Below are 19,037 nucleotides of genomic sequence, written 5' to 3'. Positions count from 1 at the left end.
CGGTCACGATCCGACGATGCTGCGAGGATGAACCTTGCCACGAGGGCAAGGTCAAGCCCTCGCTCAGGGATCGTTGACCGGCGTCAGGAACAGCCCGCCTTCGCGGTAGCCGATACGGTAGCTGCGGATCTCCCCGGCGCGCAGGCGCAGGGTCTGCGCCTGCAGTTGCTGCATGCCGTCGCGGCAGGCGCCGGTGGCGGAGACGGCGAGGCGGATGGGCACCTCGCCGGGGGACAGGTTCAGCGCCACCGTGCCCTCGGGCTGCAGGCGCGCCAGCAGTTCGCCGCGCACGTAGAGGTCGATGTCGCAGGCGCTGCCGCTCTGCAGGCCCTGGCGGCTGATGTTGAGCACGGCATAGCCGGGCGGCGGCGGCTCCTGCTGCGGCCAGGCCTGCACCGTCGGCGGGTCGGCGGCCAGGGCCAGGGCGGGCCAGAGCAGGCAGGGCAGGGCGCGGAGCAGGCGGTGCATGGGGGGCTCCCGGTAGGGCTCGGATGCGCAGAGCTTGGCCGAGGGCGGCGCCGGGGGCAAGCCCGCGGCGTGGCGCCGCAGGGGGCTTGACCTTGCCACGGTGGCAAGGTCGACACTGCGCCCATCGTCAAGCGAACCCGAGGAGTTCGACCATGCAAGCGTTCAGCGTGAAAGGCATGTCCTGCGGCCACTGCGTGCGGGCCATCACCCAGGCGATCCAGGCCCGCGACGGCGCCGCCGAGGTCCAGGTGGACCTGGCCGGCGGCGAGGTGCGGGTGGCCAGCCGCCTGGCGAGCGAAGAGGTGCTGGCGGCGATCCGCGAGGAGGGCTACGAGGCCGCGCTGGCCTGAGCCGCGCCGGCCTGGCTCCAGTCGCGGATCAGGCCGCGGAACAGCGGCTCGAGCAGCGCTTCGGCGTCCTGTAGCGGGTCGAACAGCTGCGGGTCGCGCAGCCAGTCGTTGATCAGCCCGTGGATCAGGCCGTGGACCGCCCGCGAGGCGGTCTTCGGCGTCACCCCGGGCAGCAGCCGCACCCGGCATTTGTCGCGGGCGAAGAGCTGCTCGCAAAGGTCGATGAACTGGCGGATGAAGGCGTTGTGGCGGAGGATCGCCTCGCGCAGTTCCTCGGTGAACTCGCAGCGCTGCATCAGGATGGTCAGCACGCGGCGCTTCTGCGCGTTCTGCGCCAGGCTGTGCACCACTTCCACGCACAGGTCGAACAGCGACTGCAGCGGGTCCACCCCGTCGCAGCCGGACAAGCGCAAGGCCAGTTGCTCCGGCGGCAGGCGCACCTGGTTGAGCAGTTCGTTGAACAGGTGGGCCTTGTTCTCGAAGTGCCAGTACACCGCCCCGCGGGTGACCCCGGCGTTGCGGGCGATCTCCTCGAGGCTGGTGCTGGAAACGCCGTTTTCCAGGAACAGCGCCTCCGCCGAGTCGAGGATCGTCTGGCGGGTTCGTTCCGAATCTTCTTTAGTTCTTCTCATGGCGCGGTTTGCTACACGGGCTAGGCTCACTGGTATTTCCGCAGTTTACTGAAATTTCGAGCGGGAACCGTGAGTTACTGGCGGATGGCAGATTTCCCCCGATAGCGTGCCGAATCGTCTTAGCCGACATTTTCCATGGAGAGGTTCTATGCCGTTCACCCCGCGCTTGCCCGCCGCCCTGACCCTGTGTGCCCTGGTCGCCGCGCAGTCTGTCCTGCCGGCCCTGGCGGACGAGGGGAGCGCGGCGCCACCGGCCCCGGAGGTCACGGTGGAAGTGGCCAGGAGCGCCAGCCTGCCGCTGAACCTCGAGTATTCGGCGCGGGCGGCCGGCTACCGCGAGGTGGAGGTGCGCGCCCAGGTCAGCGGCATCCTGCAGAAACGCACCTACGAGGAAGGCCGGCCGGTGAAGCAGGGCCAGGTGCTGTTCCAGATCGACCCGCGCCCCTACCAGGCCGCCCTCGGCCAGGCCAAGGGCGCGCTGGCCCAGGCCCAGGCGCGCTACCGCCAGACCGACCGCGACCTCAAGCGCATCCGCGAGCTGCAGCGCAAGGGCTTCGCCAGCGCCAGCGAGCTGGACCGCTACACCTCCGACTACGAGCAGGCCAAGGCCGATGTCGAGGCAGCCAAGGCCAACGTCGACGCCAAGCAGATCGACCTGGACTACACCACGGTCAAGGCGCCGATCTCCGGCATGGCCAGCAAGGAGACGCGCTCCGAGGGCAGCCTGGTCACCGCCAGCGACCCCAACACCAGCCTGCTCACCGAGCTGACCCAGCTCGACCCCATCTACGTCAACTTCGCCTATTCCGACACCGAGGCCGCGCGCCTGCGCGAGGGCGTGCAGCAGGGCCGCCTGGTGCTGCCCGAGCACGGCAAGCTGAACGCGCAGATCTTCTTCGGCGACGGCAGCCGCTACCCCATCGACGGCGTGGTGGACTTCACCGACAGCTTCGTCAACACCGGCACCGGCACCATCAACGCCCGCGCCGTGGTGCCCAACCCGGAAACCCACCTGATCCCCGGCCAGTTCGTCCGCGTGGTGGTCACCGGCATCGTCCGCAAGGCCGCGGTGACCGTGCCCGAGCGCGCCCTGGCCCAGGGGCCGCGCGGCACCTTCGTCTACGTGGTGGACAAGGATGGCTTCGCCCGCGTGCGCCAGGTGACCACCTCGCAGGTGGTCAACCAGCGCTGGATAGTCGATTCCGGCGTCGACGACGGCGACAGGGTGATCGTCGACGGCCTGCCCAAGGTCCGCCCGGACCAGCCGGTGAAGGCCGTCGAGGCGCCGGCCGCGCCGGCGCAGCAGGCCCCCGCCCAGCCAGCCCAGTCCTGAAGGAGCGGCCATCGTGATCTCGCGCTTCTTCATCGACCGCCCCGTGTTCGCCATGGTGATCTCCATCGTCATCCTGCTCGCGGGCCTGGCGGCCCTGCGCGCGCTGCCGGTGGCGCAGTACCCGGAGATCCTGCCGCCGCAGGTCTCGGTGACCGCCTCCTACCCCGGCGCCAGTTCGCAGGTCATCGCCGAGACCGTGGCGGCGCCGCTGGAACAGGAGATCAACGGCGTCGAGGGCATGATCTACCAGCTGTCCAACTCCGACAGCAGCGGCGCCATGAGCCTGACCGTGTACTTCAAGGTCGGCACCGACCCGGACCAGGCCACCATCAACGTCAACAACAAGGTCCAGGCCGCCCTGGCCAAGCTGCCGGAAGAAGTGCGCCGGCAGGGCGTGAAGGTGCAGAAGAAGTCCGCCGACATCCTCCAGGTGGTGACGCTGTTCTCCCCGGACGGCTCGCGCGACCCGGTGTTCATCAGCAACTACGCGCTGATCAACGTCATCGACGAGCTTAAGCGCCTCCCCGGCGTGGGCGACGTCACTCAGTTCGGCTCCAAGGACTACGCCATGCGCATCTGGCTGCGCCCGGACAAGCTGGCGCAGTATAACCTCACCCCCAGCGACGTGGTCGACGCCATCCGCGAGCAGAACTCGCAGTTCGCCGCCGGCAACTTCGGCAAGGAGCCGCTGAACACCCCGCAGGACTTCACCTACACGGTGAGCACCCAGGGCCGCTTCACCGACCCGAAGGAGTTCGAGGGCGTCATCCTGCGCACCGACAGCACCGGCGCCAGCCTGCGCCTGAAGGACGTCGCGCGCATCGAGCTGGGCGCCCAGGACTACTCGATGAAGACCACGCTGAACGGGCGGCTCAACGCTTCCTTCGGCGTCTACCTGCAGCCGGGGGCCAACGCCCTGGACACCGCCGAGGCCGTGGAAACCACCATGGAGCGGCTGGCCAAGCGCTTCCCCGAAGGCGTCGTCTACAAGATCCCCTACGACACCACCACCTTCGTCAAGGTGTCCATCGAGGAGGTGGTGCACACCTTCTTCGAGGCCCTGGTGCTGGTGATGCTGGTGGTCTACATCTTCCTGCAGAACCTGCGCGCCACGCTGATCCCGGTGCTGGCCATCCCGGTGTCGCTGGTCGGCACCTTCGCCGGCATGTACCTGCTGGGCTTCTCCATCAACCTGCTGACGCTGTTCGGCATGGTGCTGGCCATCGGCATCGTGGTGGACGACGCCATCGTGGTGCTGGAGAACGTCGAGCGGGTGATGCGCACCGAGAAGCTGCCGCCGCGGGAGGCGGCGATCAAGGCCATGGAGGAGGTGACCGGGCCGATCGTCGCCATCGTCCTGGTGCTTTGCGCGGTGTTCGTCCCCGTGGGCTTCCTCGGCGGCCTGGCCGGGCAGATGTACCAGCAGTTCGCGATCACCATCGCGGTCTCGGTGGTGATCTCCGGGATAGTCGCGCTGACCCTCTCGCCGGCGCTCTGCGCGCTGATCCTCAAGCCCGAGCACAAGGAGCCGCCGGCGCCGTTCCGCTGGTTCAACCGGATGTTCGACGCGGCCACCTCGGCCTATGGCGCCGGCGTGCAGTTCTTCCTCAAGCGCGTGCTCATCGGCCTGCTGGTGTTCGGCGGGATGATCGCGCTGATGCTCGTGCTGTTCGGCCGGGTGCCCGGCTCGCTGGTGCCCGACGAGGACCAGGGCTACGTGATCAACGCCTACATGCTGCCGCCGGCGGCCTCGCTGTCGCGCACCGAGGCGCTCACCGACGCCGTCTCGCAGCAGCTGGAGAAGCACCCGGCGGTGCAGGACGTGCTGACCTTCGCCGGCCTGAACATCCTCACCAACGCCAACACCACCAGCGCCGGGGTGTCCTTCGTCACCCTCAAGGACTGGAAGGAGCGCGAGACCCCCGAGCTGGACGCGCGCAACCTCACGCGCACCTTCATGGCCATGGGCGCCAGGCAGCAGGATGGCGTGGTGATGAGCTTCAACCCGCCGCCGATCACCGGCATGAGCACCACCGGCGGCTTCGAGGCGTACATCCAGGACCGTAGCGGCGGCACCTCCGCGCAGCTCGAACAGATGGTGCAGAAGTTCATGGCGGCGGCGGCCAAGCGCCCGGAACTGGCCGGGGTGACCAGCACCTTCAACGCCAACGTGCCGCAGTACTTCATCAACCTCGACCGCACCAAGGCGCGTTCGCTGGGGGTAGCCATCAACGATGTGTTCACCGCCATGCAGGCGACCTTCGGCGCCTACTACGTCAACGACTTCACCCTCTACGGGCGGACCTGGAAGGTCAACCTGCAGTCCGAGTCGGACTTCCGCCGCAAGCCCGAGGACCTGACCCAGGTGTACGTGCGCTCCTCCAGCGGCGACCTGGTGCCGCTGTCGGCCCTGGTCAGCGTGCAGCGCACCCTCGGCCCGGATTCCTACGCGCGCTTCAACGTGTTCCCCGCGGCCAAGCTGCTCGGCGGCCCGGCGCCGGGCTACAGCTCCGGCCAGGCCCTGGCGGCGATGCAGGAGGTGGCCGACCAGACCCTCGGCGACAGCTACTTCCTCACCTGGATCGGCTCGGCCTACCAGGAGCTGGAGACCCAGGGCTCGGGCAGCACCGCGTTCGTCTTCGGCCTGATCCTGGTGTTCCTCATCCTCGCCGCCCAGTACGAGCGCTGGACCCTGCCGCTGGCGGTGGTCACCGCGGTGCCCTTCGCGGTGTTCGGCGCCATCCTCGCCATCTGGCTGCGCGGGCTGAGCAACGACGTGTACTTCCAGGTCGGCCTGGTGACGCTGATCGGCCTGGCGGCGAAGAACGCCATCCTGATCATCGAGTTCGCCGTGATGGTCCGCGAGGAGCAGGGGCTGAGCCCGCTGCAGGCGGCGCTGGAGGCGGCCAAGCTGCGCTTCCGGCCGATCGTCATGACCTCCCTGGCGTTCATCCTCGGCGTGGTGCCGCTGGCCATCAGCAGCGGCGCCGGCTCGGCCAGCCGCCATTCGATCGGCACCGGGGTGATCGGCGGCATGCTCGCGGCCACCGTGCTGGCGACCTTCCTCATCCCGATGTTCTACATGCTGGTGGAATCGGCCGCCGAACGCCTGGGCAAGCGCAAGACCAAGGCCCAGCCGGCTGCCGAAGCGGCCCGGGGGGAGGGGCCGGGGCACTGACGGGCACGGGCGCCGGCCGCCTGGCCGGCGCCTGAAGCCAACTCGCAAATTTCCTCTTCCGGCCCTGCCCCGGGGCCGGCGAATTGATATGCTTGCCGGCGTTTCGTTAGCCTGCTTGCAATTCTTGCCCGAATCTTTCCAGGCCCCGTCAGGCGACGGGGCCAACGGTGTTCCATGACCTTTCGCATCCTGCTGATCCTCGGCGCGCTGAGCGCCTTCGGCCCCATGGCCATCGACTTCTACCTGCCCAGCTTCCCGGCGCTGGCCGCGGCCTTCGGCACCGACGTCGAGCACATCCAGCTGAGCCTGTCGGCCTACTTCGCCGGCCTGGCCATCGGCCAGCTGCTCTACGGCCCGCTGGCCGACCGCTACGGCCGGCGCCTGCCGCTGCTGCTGGGGGTGATCATCTTCACCGCGGCCTCGCTGGCCTGCGCCTTCGCGCCGGACCTGCACTGGCTGATCGGCGCGCGCTTCGTCCAGGCCCTGGGCGGCTGCGCCGGCATGGTCATCTCGCGGGCGGTGGTGCGCGACCTGTGCGATGCGGTGGCGGCGGCCAAGGCCTTCTCGCAGCTGATGCTGGTGATGGGCCTGGCGCCGATCCTCGCGCCCCTGGGCGGCGGCGCGCTGCTGGGGCTGTTCGGCTGGCAGTCGATCTTTCTCTGCCTGGTGGCGTTCAGCGCCGTGGCCGGCAGCGCCATCGCCCTGTGGCTGCCCGAGACCATCCCCGCCGGCCCGCGGCCGCCGCTGTCCGGCGCCCTGGGGGAATACCGCCGGCTGCTGGGCGAGCGCGCCTTCCTCTGCTACGCGCTGACCGGCGGCGTGGCCATCGCCGGGATGTTCGCCTACATCGCCGGCTCGCCCTTCGTGTTCATCCAGCTCTACCAGGTGCCGGCGGAACACTACGGCTGGATCTTCGGCAGCAACGCCGCCGGCTTCATCCTCATGGCCCAGGTCAACGCGCGGCTGCTGCGCTACCGCGGGCCGGGGTTCTGGCTGCGCCGCGCGGTGTGGGTGTACTTCTTCTGCGGCCTGGCGCTGCTGGCGGTCACCCTGTACCGCCCGGAACACCTGTGGCCGCTGCTGCTGCCGTTGTTCGGCGCCATCGCCAGCCTGGGCTTCCTGCTGCCCAACTCCTCGGCCTGCGCCATGGCCGGGCAGGGCAGCCACGCCGGCAGCGCCTCGGCGCTGATGGGCAGCCTGCAGTTCACGGTGGCGGCGGCTGCCTCGGCGCTGGTCGGGGTGCTGCACGACGGCAGCGCGCTGCCCATGGCGCTGGTGATCACGACCTGCGGCGGCTGCGCGGCGCTGCTGGGCTGGTACACGGGGCAGATCAGCGAGCGCAGCGTCTGAGGCGCTTCAGCCGGTCAGTGGCTGCTCCGTGCGCGGCAGCGCGTGGGGCGCGCGCAGGCGGGCCTCCAGGGTGCTGACGAAGTGCCGCGCCTCCTGCTCGTTGCGGAAGTCCACGGCGAACTGATCGAGGCAGACCTGCCAGCGCTTGCCCTGGGCGCCGGCCGACGGACGAACGAGTATGTGCATGGCGCGACACCCGTGTCTGTGTTGGGGGAAGCTGAGTGTAGTTCCGCCAGCCGCGCTGTCCGGGGCGACTCGACAATCGGCGCCGGGGTCCTCAGGCGCCGCCGCGGCCCTCGCCCAGGCGGACGCGGTAGGCGCTGGGCGACAGCCCCATGACCTTGCTGAAAAGTCTTGAAAAATAATAGCTATCGTCATACCCCAGGGCCTCGCTGACCTGGGCGAAGCTGTGCCCGCTGCCAGGGCAGCCGGTTCGGCCGCGGGGCGCGGTCTCCCGGGAAGGCGCCGCCGGCTTACGACCAAAGGTTGATGGCGGCTCCCCGCGGCCTGTCCATACTCGTTATTCGACCTCGATAAAAACAATTCAGAGGGTCAGATGATGAATTACCGGCAATCCCATGCCCGCTCCATTGCGGACCCTGCCGCCTTCTGGGCCGAACAGGCCGAGGCCGTGGCCTGGTACCAGCGCCCGCGCAACATCCTCGAAACTCTCCCCGACGGCAGCCACCGCTGGTTCGCCGACGGCCGCCTGAACAGCTGCTACCTGGCCCTGGACCGGCAGATCGCCCTGGGCCGCGGCGAGCAGGCGGCGCTGATCTACGACTCCCCGGTCACCGGCGTGCAGCAGCGCTACAGCTTCCGCGAGCTGCGCGACGAAGTGGCGCGCCTGGCCGGCGCCCTGCGCGCCCTGGGCGTGGGCAAGGGCGACGGGGTGATCATCTACATGCCGATGGTGCCCCAGGCGGCCATGGCCATGCTGGCCTGCGCGCGCATCGGCGCGGTGCACTCGGTGGTGTTCGGCGGCTTCGCCCCCTACGAGCTGGCGCTGCGCATCGACGACGCCAGGCCCAAGCTGATCCTTACCGCCTCCTGCGGCCTGGAGTTCGAACGCGTCATCGAATACAAGCCGCTGGTGGACAAGGCTCTGGAGCTGGCTCTGCACCAGCCGGCCCAGGTGCTGGTCTGGCAGCGCCCGCAGGCGATGGCCGAGCTGCACGCCGGGCGCGACCTCGACTGGCGCGAGACGGTGGCCCACGCCGAGCCGGCCGACCCGGTGGAGGTGGCCAGCGGCGACCCGCTGTACATCATGTACACCTCCGGCACCACCGGTAAGCCCAAGGGCATAGTGCGCGACAACGGCGGCCACGCGGTGGCCCTGCACTACACGCTGCCGACCATCTTCGGCATGCAGCCGGGCGACGTCTGGTGGGGCATCTCCGACGTCGGCTGGGTGGTCGGCCACTCGTTGATCGTCTACGGTCCGCTGATGAACGGCTGCACCACGCTGTTCTACGAGGGCAAGCCGGTGCGCACGCCGGACGCCGGCAGCTACTGGCGGGTGATCGAGGAACACCAGGTCAACGCGCTGTTCTGCGCGCCCACGGCGATCCGCGCGATCCGCAAGGAAGACCCCAACGGCGAGTTGCTCAAGCGCTACGACCTGGGTTCGCTGCGCCAACTGTTCCTCGCCGGCGAGAAGCTCGACAGCAGCACCCACCAGTGGCTGGAGGAACTGACCGGCAAGCCGGTGTTCGACCACTGGTGGCAGACCGAGACCGGCTGGCCGGTGACCGCGCCCTGCACCGGGCTGGGTTGTCAGGAGCAGCGCGCCGGTTCGAGCAACCTGGCGGTGCCCGGCTACAACGTGCAGGTGGTGGACGAGGAGGGGCGCCTGCTGGCGCCGGGGCAGACCGGCTCGATCGTCATCGGCCTGCCGCTGCCGCCCGGCTGCGCGCAGACCCTCTGGAACGACCACCCGCGCTACCTCAGCGCCTACCTGCGGGCCTTCCCCGGCTACTACCACACCGGCGACGGCGGCTTCATCGACGAGGACGGCTTCGTCCACATCATGGGCCGCACCGACGACGTGATAAACGTCTCCGGCCACCGCCTGTCCACCGGCGAGATGGAAGAGCTGCTGGCGCTGCACGACGCGGTGGCCGAATGCGCGGTGATCGCCGTGCAGGACCCGCTCAAGGGCCACGTGCCACTGGGCCTGGTGGTGCTCAAGGACGACGCGCGCGTCACCGAGGAACAGCTGCAGCGCGAACTGGTGGCGCTGGTCCGCGAGCGCATCGGCGCGCTGGCCTGCTTCCAGCGCGCGGTGGTGGTCAAGCGCCTGCCCAAGACGCGCTCGGGCAAGATCCTCCGCGCCGTGCTGCGCAAGATCGCCGACGGCGAGGACTACGCGCCGCCGTCCACCATCGACGACCCGGCCATCCTCGACGAAATCGCCGCCCGCCTGCAGGCCGTGGGCCTAGCCCGGGCCAGCTGAACCCACGCGCCGGCCTGCGGGCCGGCTTTCCTCCAGGGCCGCGTTGCGGCCCTTTTTTTGCCCATGTATCGGCCTCGCGGGCCCTGCCCACGAAATCGCGCGCAGGGCGCGCTCCTACAGGGGAACGGCGCAGGTGGGGCAGCGTAGCGGATCTCATCCGCGATCCGCGCCGGAATGCCCGGCCATCGCGGACAAGGTCCGCTCCTACGCCCGTGCCATCCTGGAATTGTAGGAGCGGGCCCTGCCCGCGAAATCGCGCGCAGGACGCGCTCCTACAGGGGGACGAGCCCCGTAGGATGGGTTGAGCGAAGCGATACCCATCACCACGGCAGCATGGGTTTCGCAGGCTCAACCCATCCTACGGAACACCTCGGCGTGGGCCAGCCCATAGGCATCCCAACGCCCCGAAAACCGCGAACCCCGTTACCTTTCCGATAATTGGCGGATATTCCGGCTGTGAATACGGAATCCCCTGCCGATACAGAAGAGGATGTTCCGTCGGAATATGTCGTATTTATCTGAGAATGCTGAATTATTTAGTGGCAAAACGCCGGGTTATGTAACAAATTCGGCTTCAAATAGCCCGGTCGAGCTACTAGGCTCGGCTACGAAAGATCCCCCATAAGAACTAGAGCAAGCGCCAGGGCATGACCGACTTCTCGACTCTGCCACTCCCGCCGGAGAACGCCAGCCCGCCAGGCGGCAGCCGCTTCTATCGGCCGCCGCTGCCCGCCGGCTACGTCAGCCGCGCGCGGCTGTGCCAGCGCATGGGCGCGGGCCTGGGCGGGCGCCTGCTGCTGCTCTCGGCCCCGGCCGGGTTCGGCAAGAGTTCCCTGGCCATCGAGTTCTGCGAATCCCTGGCGCCGCACTGGCGCAGCCTGTGGTTGGGCCTGAGCGCGCGGGACAGCGACCCGGGGCGCTTCCTCGAACGCCTGCTCGACGGGCTGCGCCTGTACCTGCCCAACCTCGGCGACGACGCCATGGCGGTGCTGAAGATGCGCCAGCGCCACCAGCCGTTCGCCTTCGAGGCCTGGCTCGACGAACTGCTCGACGAACTGGCCGAGCGCCTGTCCGCCGAGGCGCCGCTGCTGCTGGTGCTGGACGACTACCACCTGGCCCAGGGCGCGGTGCTCGACCGCTGCCTGCAATTCCTCCTCAACCACCAGCCGCCCGGCCTGGTGCTGCTGGTCACCAGCCGCCAGCGCCCGGACTGGCACCTGGCGCGCCTGCGCCTGTCGCGCCAGCTGCTGGAACTCAGCGAGCAGGACCTGCGCCTGACCGCCGAGGAAACCGCCGCGCTGGTCTCGGCCAGCGGCACCCCGGCCAGCGAGGCGCTGGTCGAGCGCCTGATCGAACGCAGCGAAGGCTGGATCGCCGGCCTGCGCCTGTGGCTGCTGGCCCATCCCGAGGGCCTCGGCGGCCAGGGCTGCGACGCGCCGCTGAACGGCACCGAGGAACTGATCCGCGACTATTTGCTGGAAGAGGTGATCGACAAGCAGCCGCCGGAGGTCCAGGCCTTCCTGCTGCAGACGGCGCGCTTCGAGCGCTTCTGCGGCGAACTGTGCGACGCCCTGCGCGACAGCCACGACAGCGCCGCCATCCTGCGCCACCTGCAGCGGCACCAGGTGTTCCTGGTGCCGCTGGACGAGCAGGGCCAGTGGTTCCGCTACCACCACCTGTTCTCCGACCTGCTGCTGGCCCGCGAACTGCCGGCCGACGGCCCCTCGGCGGGCTCGCTGCACCTGCGCGCCTGCCGTTGGTTCAGCTCCCGCGGGCTGCTCGACGAGGCGGTGGACCAGGCCCTGCGCGCCGGCCACCCGGAAGTGGCGGCGAGCCTGGTGCAGAGCCTGTCGGAAGAACAACTGCTGGCCGAGCAGAACGTCGCCACCCTGCTGCGCTGGAAGATGGACCTGCCCGACAGCCTGCTGGCCAGCACGCCGCGGCTGATCGTGCTGTACAGCTGGGCCCTGGCCCTGGCCTGCCAACTGGACGCCGCCGAGGAGCTGGGCGCCCAGCTGGCGCGCTTCCTGCCCGCCGCCGACGCCGCTACCCAGGCCGACCTGCTGGCCCAGTGGCAGGCCCTGGCCGGGATCATCGCCCGCGGCCGCGGCGACATCGAAGGCGCCGAACGGCATTGCGCCGAGGCCCTGGCGCAGCTCCCGATGGAGCGCTCCGGGCCGCGCCTGATGTGCCTGTCGAGCCTGGCCAACCTGGCCATCGTGCGCGGCGACTCCTGGGGCGCCCGCGGCCTCAACCGCGAGGCCCTGGAGCTGGCGCAGCGCTTCGGCAACCCCTTGCTCGAAGCGCTGGTGCACTACGACCGCGCCCGCGGCCTGCAGGCCCGCGGCGAAGTCCTGCGCGCCAGCGAGGAACTGGAACAGGGCCTGGCGCGCCTGGCCGGGCAACCGGCGCACCGGCGCTACGCCGTGCGCGGCCGGCTGCTGATCTACCAGGGCTACCTGCGCGGCCTGGGCCTGCAAGGCGAGGAGGCGCGCCAGAAACTGCGCGCCGGCATCGAGGAGGCCCGCGCCTGCCGCGACGTCAGCCTGGTAATCGGCTACTGCGCGCTGGCCGGCCTGGAAGGGCGCCAGGGCAACTACACCCAGGCCTTCGCCCAACTGGCCGAGGCCGAGCGGCTGATGCACGTGTGGGACGTGCCGCCGGTCTACTACCTGTCGGTCATCACCCTGGTCAAATGCGAGCTGTGGCTGGCCCAGGGCCAGCTGGAGCTGGCCTCGGCCTGGCTGGAGCGCCTGGGGGAAACCTATTCGGGGGCCAACCCGGCGACGCCGCCGGAGTGCCACCCGCAACTGCCGTACTACATCGAACTGCTGCAGGCGCAACTGGCCCGCCGCGAGGAGCGCCCGGCCGAGGCCGAGCGCCGCCTGCGCACGCTGATCGCCGCGGCTCAGCCGGCCGGGGCGCAGATGCCGGCGCGCCTGGCCCAGGCGCAACTGGCTGGCCTGCTGTTGCAGCAAGGCCGCGAACGCGAGGCCCGCGAAGCGCTGGACGCCTGCCTGCAAGGCGCCGTCGGCGGGGCGCTGCTGCCCTTGCAGGAGCTGCTGGCCCAGGAGCCGGACTGGCTGCGCGAGCAACTGGAGCAGCGCGCGCCCTGTCCATTGCAACGCCTGCTGCTGCAACGCCTGCCGGCCCAGGCGGAACGCCCGGCCACCCTCGCCGACGGCCTCAGCGGCCGCGAGCTGGCGGTGCTGGAACTGATCGCCCAGGGCCTGTCCAACCAGGAAATCAGCGAGCGCCTGTTCATCTCGCTGCATACCGTGAAGAGCCATGCGCGGCACATCAATGACAAGCTTGGGGTGGAAAGGCGCACCCAGGCGGTGGCGCGGGCGAAGGTGTTGGGGTTGTTGCGTTAGCTTGGTTGCTTGGCTCTTCGTAGGAGCGAGCTTGCTCGCGAACGGGATTTACCGGCAGCAGCTGTGTTTCGGATCGACTCCGTTCCCTCTCCCCAGCCCTCTCCCTGAAGGGAGAGGGGGCTAGACCGTGCCGAGAGAAGGAATAGTTTTAGCCGGAAACCACCGCGCCTGCCGGCTGACTCGGGAAAACCAGACCACGCCGAACGGTCCCCTCTCCCTTCAGGGAGAGGGTTAGGGAGAGGGCGCTCTTCAAGGCCAGCACCGAAGCCAACGGCAGAACACATTCGAGAGCAAGCTCGCTCCTACGAAGAGCTGCGATCCGCGCTATTTATTCCTTCGGCGGACTCAAATCCAGCGCCTTCGGCGCCGGCGCGCCCTTCGCCGGCTTGGCCAACTGGCGCTGCACGTCGGCCTGGATGCCCTGCAGCACCGGCAGCAGGTCGCGCATGTTCTCCCGCACTTCCGGGTAGGGATGCTTGTCGGCGAACGCCTGCACCCGCGCCAGCAGCTGGCCGCGGGTTTCGCCGGGCAGGTGGATGAACAGCTCCGGCAACTGCTTGGCCAGTTCGGCGCTGTACAGCACCAGGTCCTGGCGCTCGAACTGGGCGGTCAGGTCCAGGTAGTCCAGGGCGCTGCTGGTCAGCATCGCCGCCGCGGCCTTGGCTTCCTGCATGCCCTTCAGGCGCACCGGGTTGCGCTGCTCGCTCTGCGCCAGGGTCATCCAGAATTCCACCGTCAGGTTGAACAGGATGGCCTGCTCGCGCAGCGAATAGCTCATCAGGCCCAGGGCTTCTGCGCCGTAGGGCTGCTTGGCGGCGCGGAAGTCGAAGTACAGGCGCATCAGCTCCTTGAGCTTGAACAGCACCTCGCGCGCCTCGTTCTGGCGCAGCTCCAGCGGCGCGTAGATGTTCATCTGCGGGCGGAAGTTCTCCTCGCTGACCATGCGCTGGTAGATCGGCCCGGTAAATTCGCCGCTGCGCCGCGGCAGGCTGTTGGCCTGGGTTTCCTCGATCTTCTTCAGCGCGTCGATCAGTTGCTGGTAGTCCTCGCTGGTCCAGGTGCGCTGGATGTCCGGGATGCGCTGGCCGAGGTAGAACAGCTCGTTGCCGGCGGCTGCGGCGGGGCGGCAGACGACCAGCAAAAGGATGGCCAGCGGCCACAGCAGGCGGCGTGTTAGGGTCGGCACGAACGGGCTTTCCTTGCGCGGGAGCGGTCGGCCTAGGTTAGCGACGGGCGGGGCCGGCGTCACCCCGCGCCTTGGTTGGGTGGAGGGGGCATGACGATCCAGGAATCCGGCGCGGTGCTGGCGGTGTTCGAGGACCTCGGCGGCTACGGCGCCCTGGCGCGCCAGGAGGGCAGCGGCGAGGGGCCGCTGGTCAACCACCTGCAGCGCGCCAACATCCAGCTGGCGAGCATCCCGGTGTTCGTCGCCAAGGGCCTGGCCGAGACCACGGTGAACGACCTGCTGGCGGCGGCCGGCGTCTCGCGACGCACCTTCTACAAGTACTTCGACGGCAAGCTCGACGTGCTCGAGGGCATCTACCGCACCGCCGTGCAGCTGCTGCTGATGCGCTTCCGCGAGATGCGCACCGCCACCGGCAGCAGCGAGGCCTGGCTGCGCGCCATGGTCGCGCGTTTCTTCGACTACCACCAGGCGGTGGGGCCGATCATCCGCCTGATGCACGAGGAAGCGTTACGCTCCGACTCACCCCTGGCCGCGCACCGCCGCCAGGCGCTGCACGAGTTGCAGGCGCTGCTGGAGGAACGTTTCGTCGGCGAGGGCGTCAAGCATGCGCCCCTGACCTACCAGGCGCTGCTCTGGGCCCTGGAGGCGGCCTCCCACGAACTGCTCGGCGGCGCCGTGCGGCCCGACCTGGAAGAGGTCAAGCGGGTGCTCGGCGACCTGCTGGTCGACAGCCTCTGCAAGCGCACTACCTAGGTTGGGCGCAACGCGGTGGGGCGCTGTGCTCTGATCGGGCATCGACAACAACGCGCACCGGAGTGCCCCATGTCCGCAACCTACAGCCTGCAACCGCCGCTGGCGGCCGGCTTCGCCCGCCTGGGCTTCGGCGCCCTGCCGCTGGAAGCCCTGATCGACCGCTACGCCCCGAGCGAGGCCGGTTCGCGCTTCATCGAGGTGGACGGCTTCCCGATCCACTACCGCGACGAGGGCGGCCGCGACAAGCCGGTGCTGGTGCTGGTGCACGGGGTGATGGCGTCGCTGCACACCTGGGACGGCTGGGTGGCGGAGATGGGCCGGCACTTCCGCATCGTCCGCCTCGACGTGCCCGGCTTCGGCCTCACCGGCGGCGGCCGCGACCGCGACTACAGCGGCGAGCGCCTGGTAAAGGTGTTCGGCCTGTTCCTCGAACGCCTGGGGCTGGACAAGGTGTCCATCGCCGGCAACTCCCTGGGCGGCTACATCGCCTGGAACTACGCCCTGGCCCAGCCGCACAGGGTGGAGCGGCTGATCCTGATCGACCCGGCCGGCTACCACATGCAGAAGGTGCCGCTGATGATCGCCAGCGCCGCGCTGCCCGGCGCCGGCCTGCTGATGCCGGCCTGGATGCCGCGGGCCCTGGTGGCTCAGGGGATCAGGGAGGTCTACGGCAACCCGCAGCGCATCCAGCCCGGGGTGGTCGATCGCTACTACGACATCAGCCGCCGCCCGGGCAACCGCCGCGCCATGATCGACATCTTCCGCGTGCTGGTGAAGGCCAACCGCGAGGAACTGCCGGGCACCCCGGCGCGGGTGGCGCAGCTCAAGGCGCCGACGCTGCTGATGTGGGGCGAGCGCGACCGCTGGATTTCGCCGAAGCACGTGCCGCTGTGGCAGCGCGACCTGCCGGGCATCCAGGTGAAGACTTATCCCGGGGTGGGCCACATTCCCATGGAGGAGATTCCGCAGCAGACGGCGGCGGATGCGTTGCGCTTTCTGCATGCCTGATCGGGCCTGCGATGAAAAAGCCCCGGTTCGCCGGTAATGCTGTTCACTTAAGAAAGGATGCCGTTTCTCTGCCTGGGGGAAACGGTATTTTTCATTTGGGGTTATGGCTTGGCTCGCGAAGCTTGCCCCACTCCGGCCTTAACCTCGTCATTGCCGCGAACAATACTGAAGGGGAATAACCCAGTTGCCTTGGCTTGGGTGTTTCTGCGCCGCACCGAGTCTGCCCGACCGTCTTGTTTCGCCCCCTCGGGCGAGTCCCTTTTGTCAAACGCCACAAAAGGAACCAAAAAGGCTTGCCCCGACATACGGGCCCGATGGAGCCGGGCTACCCTCGCGAATTCCCCCGCCACGGAGGCCCGCCCCGAGGGTACGTCCCTGTAGCCCATCGGGGCTCTCGCGACATCCATGTCGCATGACCTCCTGAGCGCGGGTTTCGTTCGGCCTTCTGAAGGGGCGTTCCGGTGCGCTCGGGTATTTCTCTGGAAGCCCAAAAGCCAGAGCGAATGCGCTTTGGCTTTTCGTAGGAGCGAGCTTGCTCGCGAACCCAGGGTTCGCGTTCTCGGGAATGACGAGAGGAGGCAGGCGTTCCGGGATGACGCCGAACTCCCCGCACGCTCCGAACAGCCCCCTCTCCCTTTGGGAGAGGGCTGGGGTGAGGGAGCGAAGCCAGGCTGGCGCACCTTCGCTGAACCACCACATATCGCTTAAGTGAACAGCATTACCGGTTCGCCGGGGCTTTTTCGTTGTGCAGGGGAAACGCCTCTCGTGCGGACATAGGCGCAGGCTGCGCCGAGGCGCTTTTCGTAGGATGGGTTGAGCTTGCGAAACCCATCGGGCCATGGTGATGGGTATCGCTTCGCTCAACGCCATCCTACGAAAAGCCGTAACACCAACGCCCCGACGAGGCGGGGCGTTGTGGGAAAGCCGGAATCAGCCCGCATGCGCCATCGGCTGCGGATCGTATTCCTTGCGCACCTGGTACAGCAGGTCGAGGTTGTCGTGCTGCCACGGGTGGAAGTCCTTGCGGAAGAAGTCGCGGTATTCGCGCAGCAGCGGGCGGAACACGCCGTCCTTGCCCCAGCTCCATTTCAGGCCGTCGCGCCAGACGCGCCAGTTCCACAGCAGGCCGTCGCGCTTGAGCATGTGCACCAGGCCGCGGAAGGTGTCGAGGACGAAGAAGAAGGTCGCCATCACCATCGCCCGGCGCAGCAGGCGGCGGCTGCCGCAGACCTGGTTGTAGACGTCGAAGGCCACCGCCTTGTGCTCGGTTTCCTCCAGCGCGTGCCAGCGCCACAGGCGTTGCATCACCGGCTCGGCGCCCTCCAGAGTGCGCGGGTTGGTGAGCAGGCCGTTGGCCATGATCGCGGTGATGTGCTCCAGCGCCGCGGTGGCCGCCAGTTGGCGGCGGGTGCTGAACTTCTTCTGGGTGTAGCGGATGCGCGCCTGGGCCAGTTTCTCGATGCGCGTGATGTCGTAGCCCTGGTCCTTCAGGCGCTGGCTGTACACCAGGTGTTCGCGGCTGTGGTGGCCTTCCTGGCCGATGAAGCCGCGGATCTGCTCCTTGAGCAGCGGGTCGGCGATCTGCTCGCGGAAGTTGCGCACCGAGTCGATGAAGAAGCGCTCGCCGTCGGGGAACAGCACCGACATGGCGTCGAACAGGTGCGACTTGAAGGCGTCCCCGCCGTGCCAGTGGCGCGGCAGCGGATCGGGCAGCTCGAAGTCCATGTGCCGTGGCTTGATTTCCAGTCCTGCGGGGGTCGTGCTGGCCATGACGGCTCCATTGTTGTGGGTTTCCATGACACCGATCTTGGGCTTGCGGGGGAAGGCTCACAAGGTTATCTTCTGCCAACTTTCCGGTCATATCCGGCCAGCGGTCAGAACAAGAAGAAGCCCATGAAGCAACCGCTCAACTTCACCGCCGAACTGGTTCCCGTGGCCTACGCCCAGGCCCTGCTCGACCTCGCCGAGGAGCTCGGCGTGCCGCGCCAGCGCCTGTTCGAACTGGCCCGGGTGCGCCCTGAGGTGCTGCAAAGCCCGGCCGGGCGCCTGTCCTTCGTCGACTTCAACCTGCTCGCCGGCGCCGCCCTGGCCAACTGCGGCGAGCCGGCCTTCGGCCTGCTGCTGGGCCAGCGCCTGAACGTCTCCACCCACGGCATCCTCGGCTACGCGGTGCTGTCCAGCGCCAACCTGGAAAAGGCCATCGACTTCGCCCTCAAGTACTACCGCGTGCTGGGCCTGGCCTACGACCTGGAGCGCGTCGAGGAGCAGGATCGCTCGCAGCTGCGCGCCAGCGAGTCGATCCCCTTGGGGCCCATGCAGCGCTTCGCCGGCGAGGGCCTGATGACCAGCCTGTACACCATCGCCCGCTTCCTGGTCGGCGAGCCGTTGCAGGGCGTGGAGGTCGGCTTCGCCTTCCCCGCGCCGCCCTACGCCGAGCGCTACACCGAGGTGTTCGGCGTGGCGGCGGCCTTCGACCAGCCGTTCCACTTCATCAGCCTGCCGCGGGAATACCTCAACCGCCCCATGGCCCTGGCCAACCCGGCCACGGTGCAGATGTGCGAGCAGCAGTGCGAGGCGCTGCTGGCCAGCCTGGACGTGCAGGAAGGCCTGCTCACCCGCATCCGCCGCCTGCTGCTGGCGCGCCCCGGCGAGTTCCCCGACCTGGACACCGCCGCCCGCGAGCTGCACACCAGCGGCCGCAGCCTGCGCCGGCACCTGTCCAGCCTGGGCACCACCTACCAGCAGGTGCTGGACGACGTGCGCAAGCGCCTGGCCCTGCAATACCTCACCACCACCCACCTGCCGCTGTACGAGATCGCCCTGCTGCTGGGCTTCAACGACCCGTCGAACTTCCGCCGGGCGTTCCGCAAGTGGACCGGCAAGCTGCCCACCGACTACCGCGCCGACTGAACACGGGGGAGTTGAAGCGCAGCGGCTTTGCCGTCACCCT

At 68.8% G+C, this 19,037-nt stretch carries 14 protein-coding genes and 1 pseudogene; 9 read left to right on the top strand and 6 right to left on the bottom strand.

Annotated features, from left to right (window positions below):
* Nucleotides 1-63 precede the first annotated feature (63 nt).
* Entirely contained in the window at nt 64-468 is a 405-nt protein-coding gene (locus tag IG194_RS08275) for a hypothetical protein (RefSeq protein ID WP_058487406.1), read from the bottom strand.
* A 152-nt stretch (nt 469-620) separates the two neighbouring features.
* On the opposite strand from IG194_RS08275, the gene IG194_RS08270 reads away from it, so the two are divergent.
* Nucleotides 621-818, top strand: coding sequence for a heavy-metal-associated domain-containing protein (locus tag IG194_RS08270; protein ID WP_058487405.1), 198 nt, complete (start codon nt 621-623; stop codon nt 816-818).
* Here the strand turns inward: IG194_RS08270 and IG194_RS08265 are convergent.
* A complete protein-coding gene (locus IG194_RS08265; RefSeq protein WP_058487404.1) occupies nt 797-1,450 on the bottom strand; it encodes a TetR family transcriptional regulator in 654 nt (217 codons plus the stop codon). The two genes, IG194_RS08270 and IG194_RS08265, sit on opposite strands and share 22 nt — an antisense overlap.
* Before the next feature lie 148 nt (nt 1,451-1,598).
* Between IG194_RS08265 and IG194_RS08260 the strand changes: the two genes are divergently transcribed.
* The 3 genes from IG194_RS08260 to IG194_RS08250 all read left to right on the top strand — a co-directional run bounded on the left by IG194_RS08260 (nt 1,599) and on the right by IG194_RS08250 (nt 7,311).
* The gene (locus tag IG194_RS08260; protein WP_009616015.1) at nt 1,599-2,783 is read left to right on the top strand and encodes an efflux RND transporter periplasmic adaptor subunit; all 1,185 of its coding nucleotides are present in this window, start codon (nt 1,599-1,601) and stop codon (nt 2,781-2,783) included.
* 13 nt (nt 2,784-2,796) lie between these two features.
* Complete coding sequence (locus IG194_RS08255; protein ID WP_058487403.1) at nt 2,797-5,961, top strand: efflux RND transporter permease subunit; 3,165 nt, start codon at nt 2,797-2,799, stop codon at nt 5,959-5,961.
* 174 nt (nt 5,962-6,135) lie between these two features.
* The gene (locus IG194_RS08250; protein ID WP_058487402.1) at nt 6,136-7,311 is read left to right on the top strand and encodes a multidrug effflux MFS transporter; all 1,176 of its coding nucleotides are present in this window, start codon (nt 6,136-6,138) and stop codon (nt 7,309-7,311) included.
* Between the two features lie 6 nt (nt 7,312-7,317).
* Here the strand turns inward: IG194_RS08250 and IG194_RS08245 are convergent, their stop codons facing one another.
* Complete coding sequence (locus tag IG194_RS08245) at nt 7,318-7,497, bottom strand: hypothetical protein (protein ID WP_009616018.1); 180 nt, start codon at nt 7,495-7,497, stop codon at nt 7,318-7,320.
* 91 nt (nt 7,498-7,588) lie between these two features.
* A pseudogene (locus tag IG194_RS08240) lies at nt 7,589-7,729 on the bottom strand (AraC family transcriptional regulator); the annotation flags it as partial.
* A gap of 141 nt (nt 7,730-7,870) precedes the next feature.
* Between IG194_RS08240 and IG194_RS08235 the strand changes: the two are divergent.
* Nucleotides 7,871-9,766 (top strand): propionyl-CoA synthetase, encoded by a 1,896-nt coding sequence (locus IG194_RS08235; protein WP_058489656.1) that lies wholly within the window; start codon nt 7,871-7,873, stop codon nt 9,764-9,766.
* A gap of 647 nt (nt 9,767-10,413) precedes the next feature.
* Nucleotides 10,414-13,140, top strand: coding sequence for a LuxR C-terminal-related transcriptional regulator (locus IG194_RS08230; RefSeq protein ID WP_058487401.1), 2,727 nt, complete (start codon nt 10,414-10,416; stop codon nt 13,138-13,140).
* Nucleotides 13,141-13,468: 328 nt separating this feature from the next.
* Here IG194_RS08230 and IG194_RS08225 read toward each other — a convergent pair whose 3' ends face one another.
* Nucleotides 13,469-14,326 (bottom strand): hypothetical protein, encoded by an 858-nt coding sequence (locus IG194_RS08225; protein ID WP_058487400.1) that lies wholly within the window; start codon nt 14,324-14,326, stop codon nt 13,469-13,471.
* Between the two features lie 90 nt (nt 14,327-14,416).
* Here IG194_RS08225 and IG194_RS08220 point away from each other — a divergent pair, with 90 nt between their 5' ends.
* Both IG194_RS08220 and IG194_RS08215 read left to right on the top strand, forming a co-directional pair.
* Nucleotides 14,417-15,079, top strand: coding sequence for a TetR/AcrR family transcriptional regulator (locus IG194_RS08220; protein ID WP_058487399.1), 663 nt, complete (start codon nt 14,417-14,419; stop codon nt 15,077-15,079).
* A gap of 69 nt (nt 15,080-15,148) precedes the next feature.
* A complete protein-coding gene (locus IG194_RS08215; RefSeq protein ID WP_058487398.1) occupies nt 15,149-16,087 on the top strand; it encodes an alpha/beta fold hydrolase in 939 nt (312 codons plus the stop codon).
* A 930-nt stretch (nt 16,088-17,017) separates the two neighbouring features.
* On the opposite strand, the gene IG194_RS08210 is transcribed toward IG194_RS08215, so the two are convergent.
* Nucleotides 17,018-17,857: a metal-dependent hydrolase gene (locus tag IG194_RS08210; protein WP_043312670.1), complete on the bottom strand. Its 840-nt coding sequence runs from the start codon at nt 17,855-17,857 to the stop codon at nt 17,018-17,020.
* A gap of 123 nt (nt 17,858-17,980) precedes the next feature.
* Between IG194_RS08210 and IG194_RS08205 the strand changes: the two genes are divergently transcribed.
* Complete coding sequence (locus IG194_RS08205; RefSeq protein WP_043312672.1) at nt 17,981-18,997, top strand: AraC family transcriptional regulator; 1,017 nt, start codon at nt 17,981-17,983, stop codon at nt 18,995-18,997.
* Nucleotides 18,998-19,037 lie beyond the last annotated feature (40 nt).

The organism is Pseudomonas sp. ADPe, from assembly GCF_014843515.1.
Taxonomy (GTDB): Bacteria; Pseudomonadota; Gammaproteobacteria; order Pseudomonadales; family Pseudomonadaceae; genus Pseudomonas; species Pseudomonas citronellolis.
This window is presented reverse-complemented; position numbering and strand designations above follow the sequence as displayed.

Bases quoted from the DNA above. Each gene is read 5' to 3' on its own strand.
- IG194_RS08260 (WP_009616015.1), top strand. From the start codon at position 1,599: ATGCCGTTCACCCCGCGCTTGCCCGCCGCCCTGACCCTGTGTGCCCTG.
- IG194_RS08270 (WP_058487405.1), top strand. From the start codon at position 621: ATGCAAGCGTTCAGCGTGAAAGGCATGTCCTGCGGCCACTGCGTGCGG.
- IG194_RS08220 (WP_058487399.1), top strand. From the start codon at position 14,417: ATGACGATCCAGGAATCCGGCGCGGTGCTGGCGGTGTTCGAGGACCTC.
- IG194_RS08235 (WP_058489656.1), top strand. From the start codon at position 7,871: ATGAATTACCGGCAATCCCATGCCCGCTCCATTGCGGACCCTGCCGCC.
- IG194_RS08215 (WP_058487398.1), top strand. From the start codon at position 15,149: ATGTCCGCAACCTACAGCCTGCAACCGCCGCTGGCGGCCGGCTTCGCC.
- IG194_RS08230 (WP_058487401.1), top strand. From the start codon at position 10,414: ATGACCGACTTCTCGACTCTGCCACTCCCGCCGGAGAACGCCAGCCCG.
- IG194_RS08245 (WP_009616018.1), bottom strand. From the start codon at position 7,497: ATGCACATACTCGTTCGTCCGTCGGCCGGCGCCCAGGGCAAGCGCTGG.
- IG194_RS08265 (WP_058487404.1), bottom strand. From the start codon at position 1,450: ATGAGAAGAACTAAAGAAGATTCGGAACGAACCCGCCAGACGATCCTC.
- IG194_RS08210 (WP_043312670.1), bottom strand. From the start codon at position 17,857: ATGGCCAGCACGACCCCCGCAGGACTGGAAATCAAGCCACGGCACATG.
- IG194_RS08250 (WP_058487402.1), top strand. From the start codon at position 6,136: ATGACCTTTCGCATCCTGCTGATCCTCGGCGCGCTGAGCGCCTTCGGC.
- IG194_RS08205 (WP_043312672.1), top strand. From the start codon at position 17,981: ATGAAGCAACCGCTCAACTTCACCGCCGAACTGGTTCCCGTGGCCTAC.
- IG194_RS08275 (WP_058487406.1), bottom strand. From the start codon at position 468: ATGCACCGCCTGCTCCGCGCCCTGCCCTGCCTGCTCTGGCCCGCCCTG.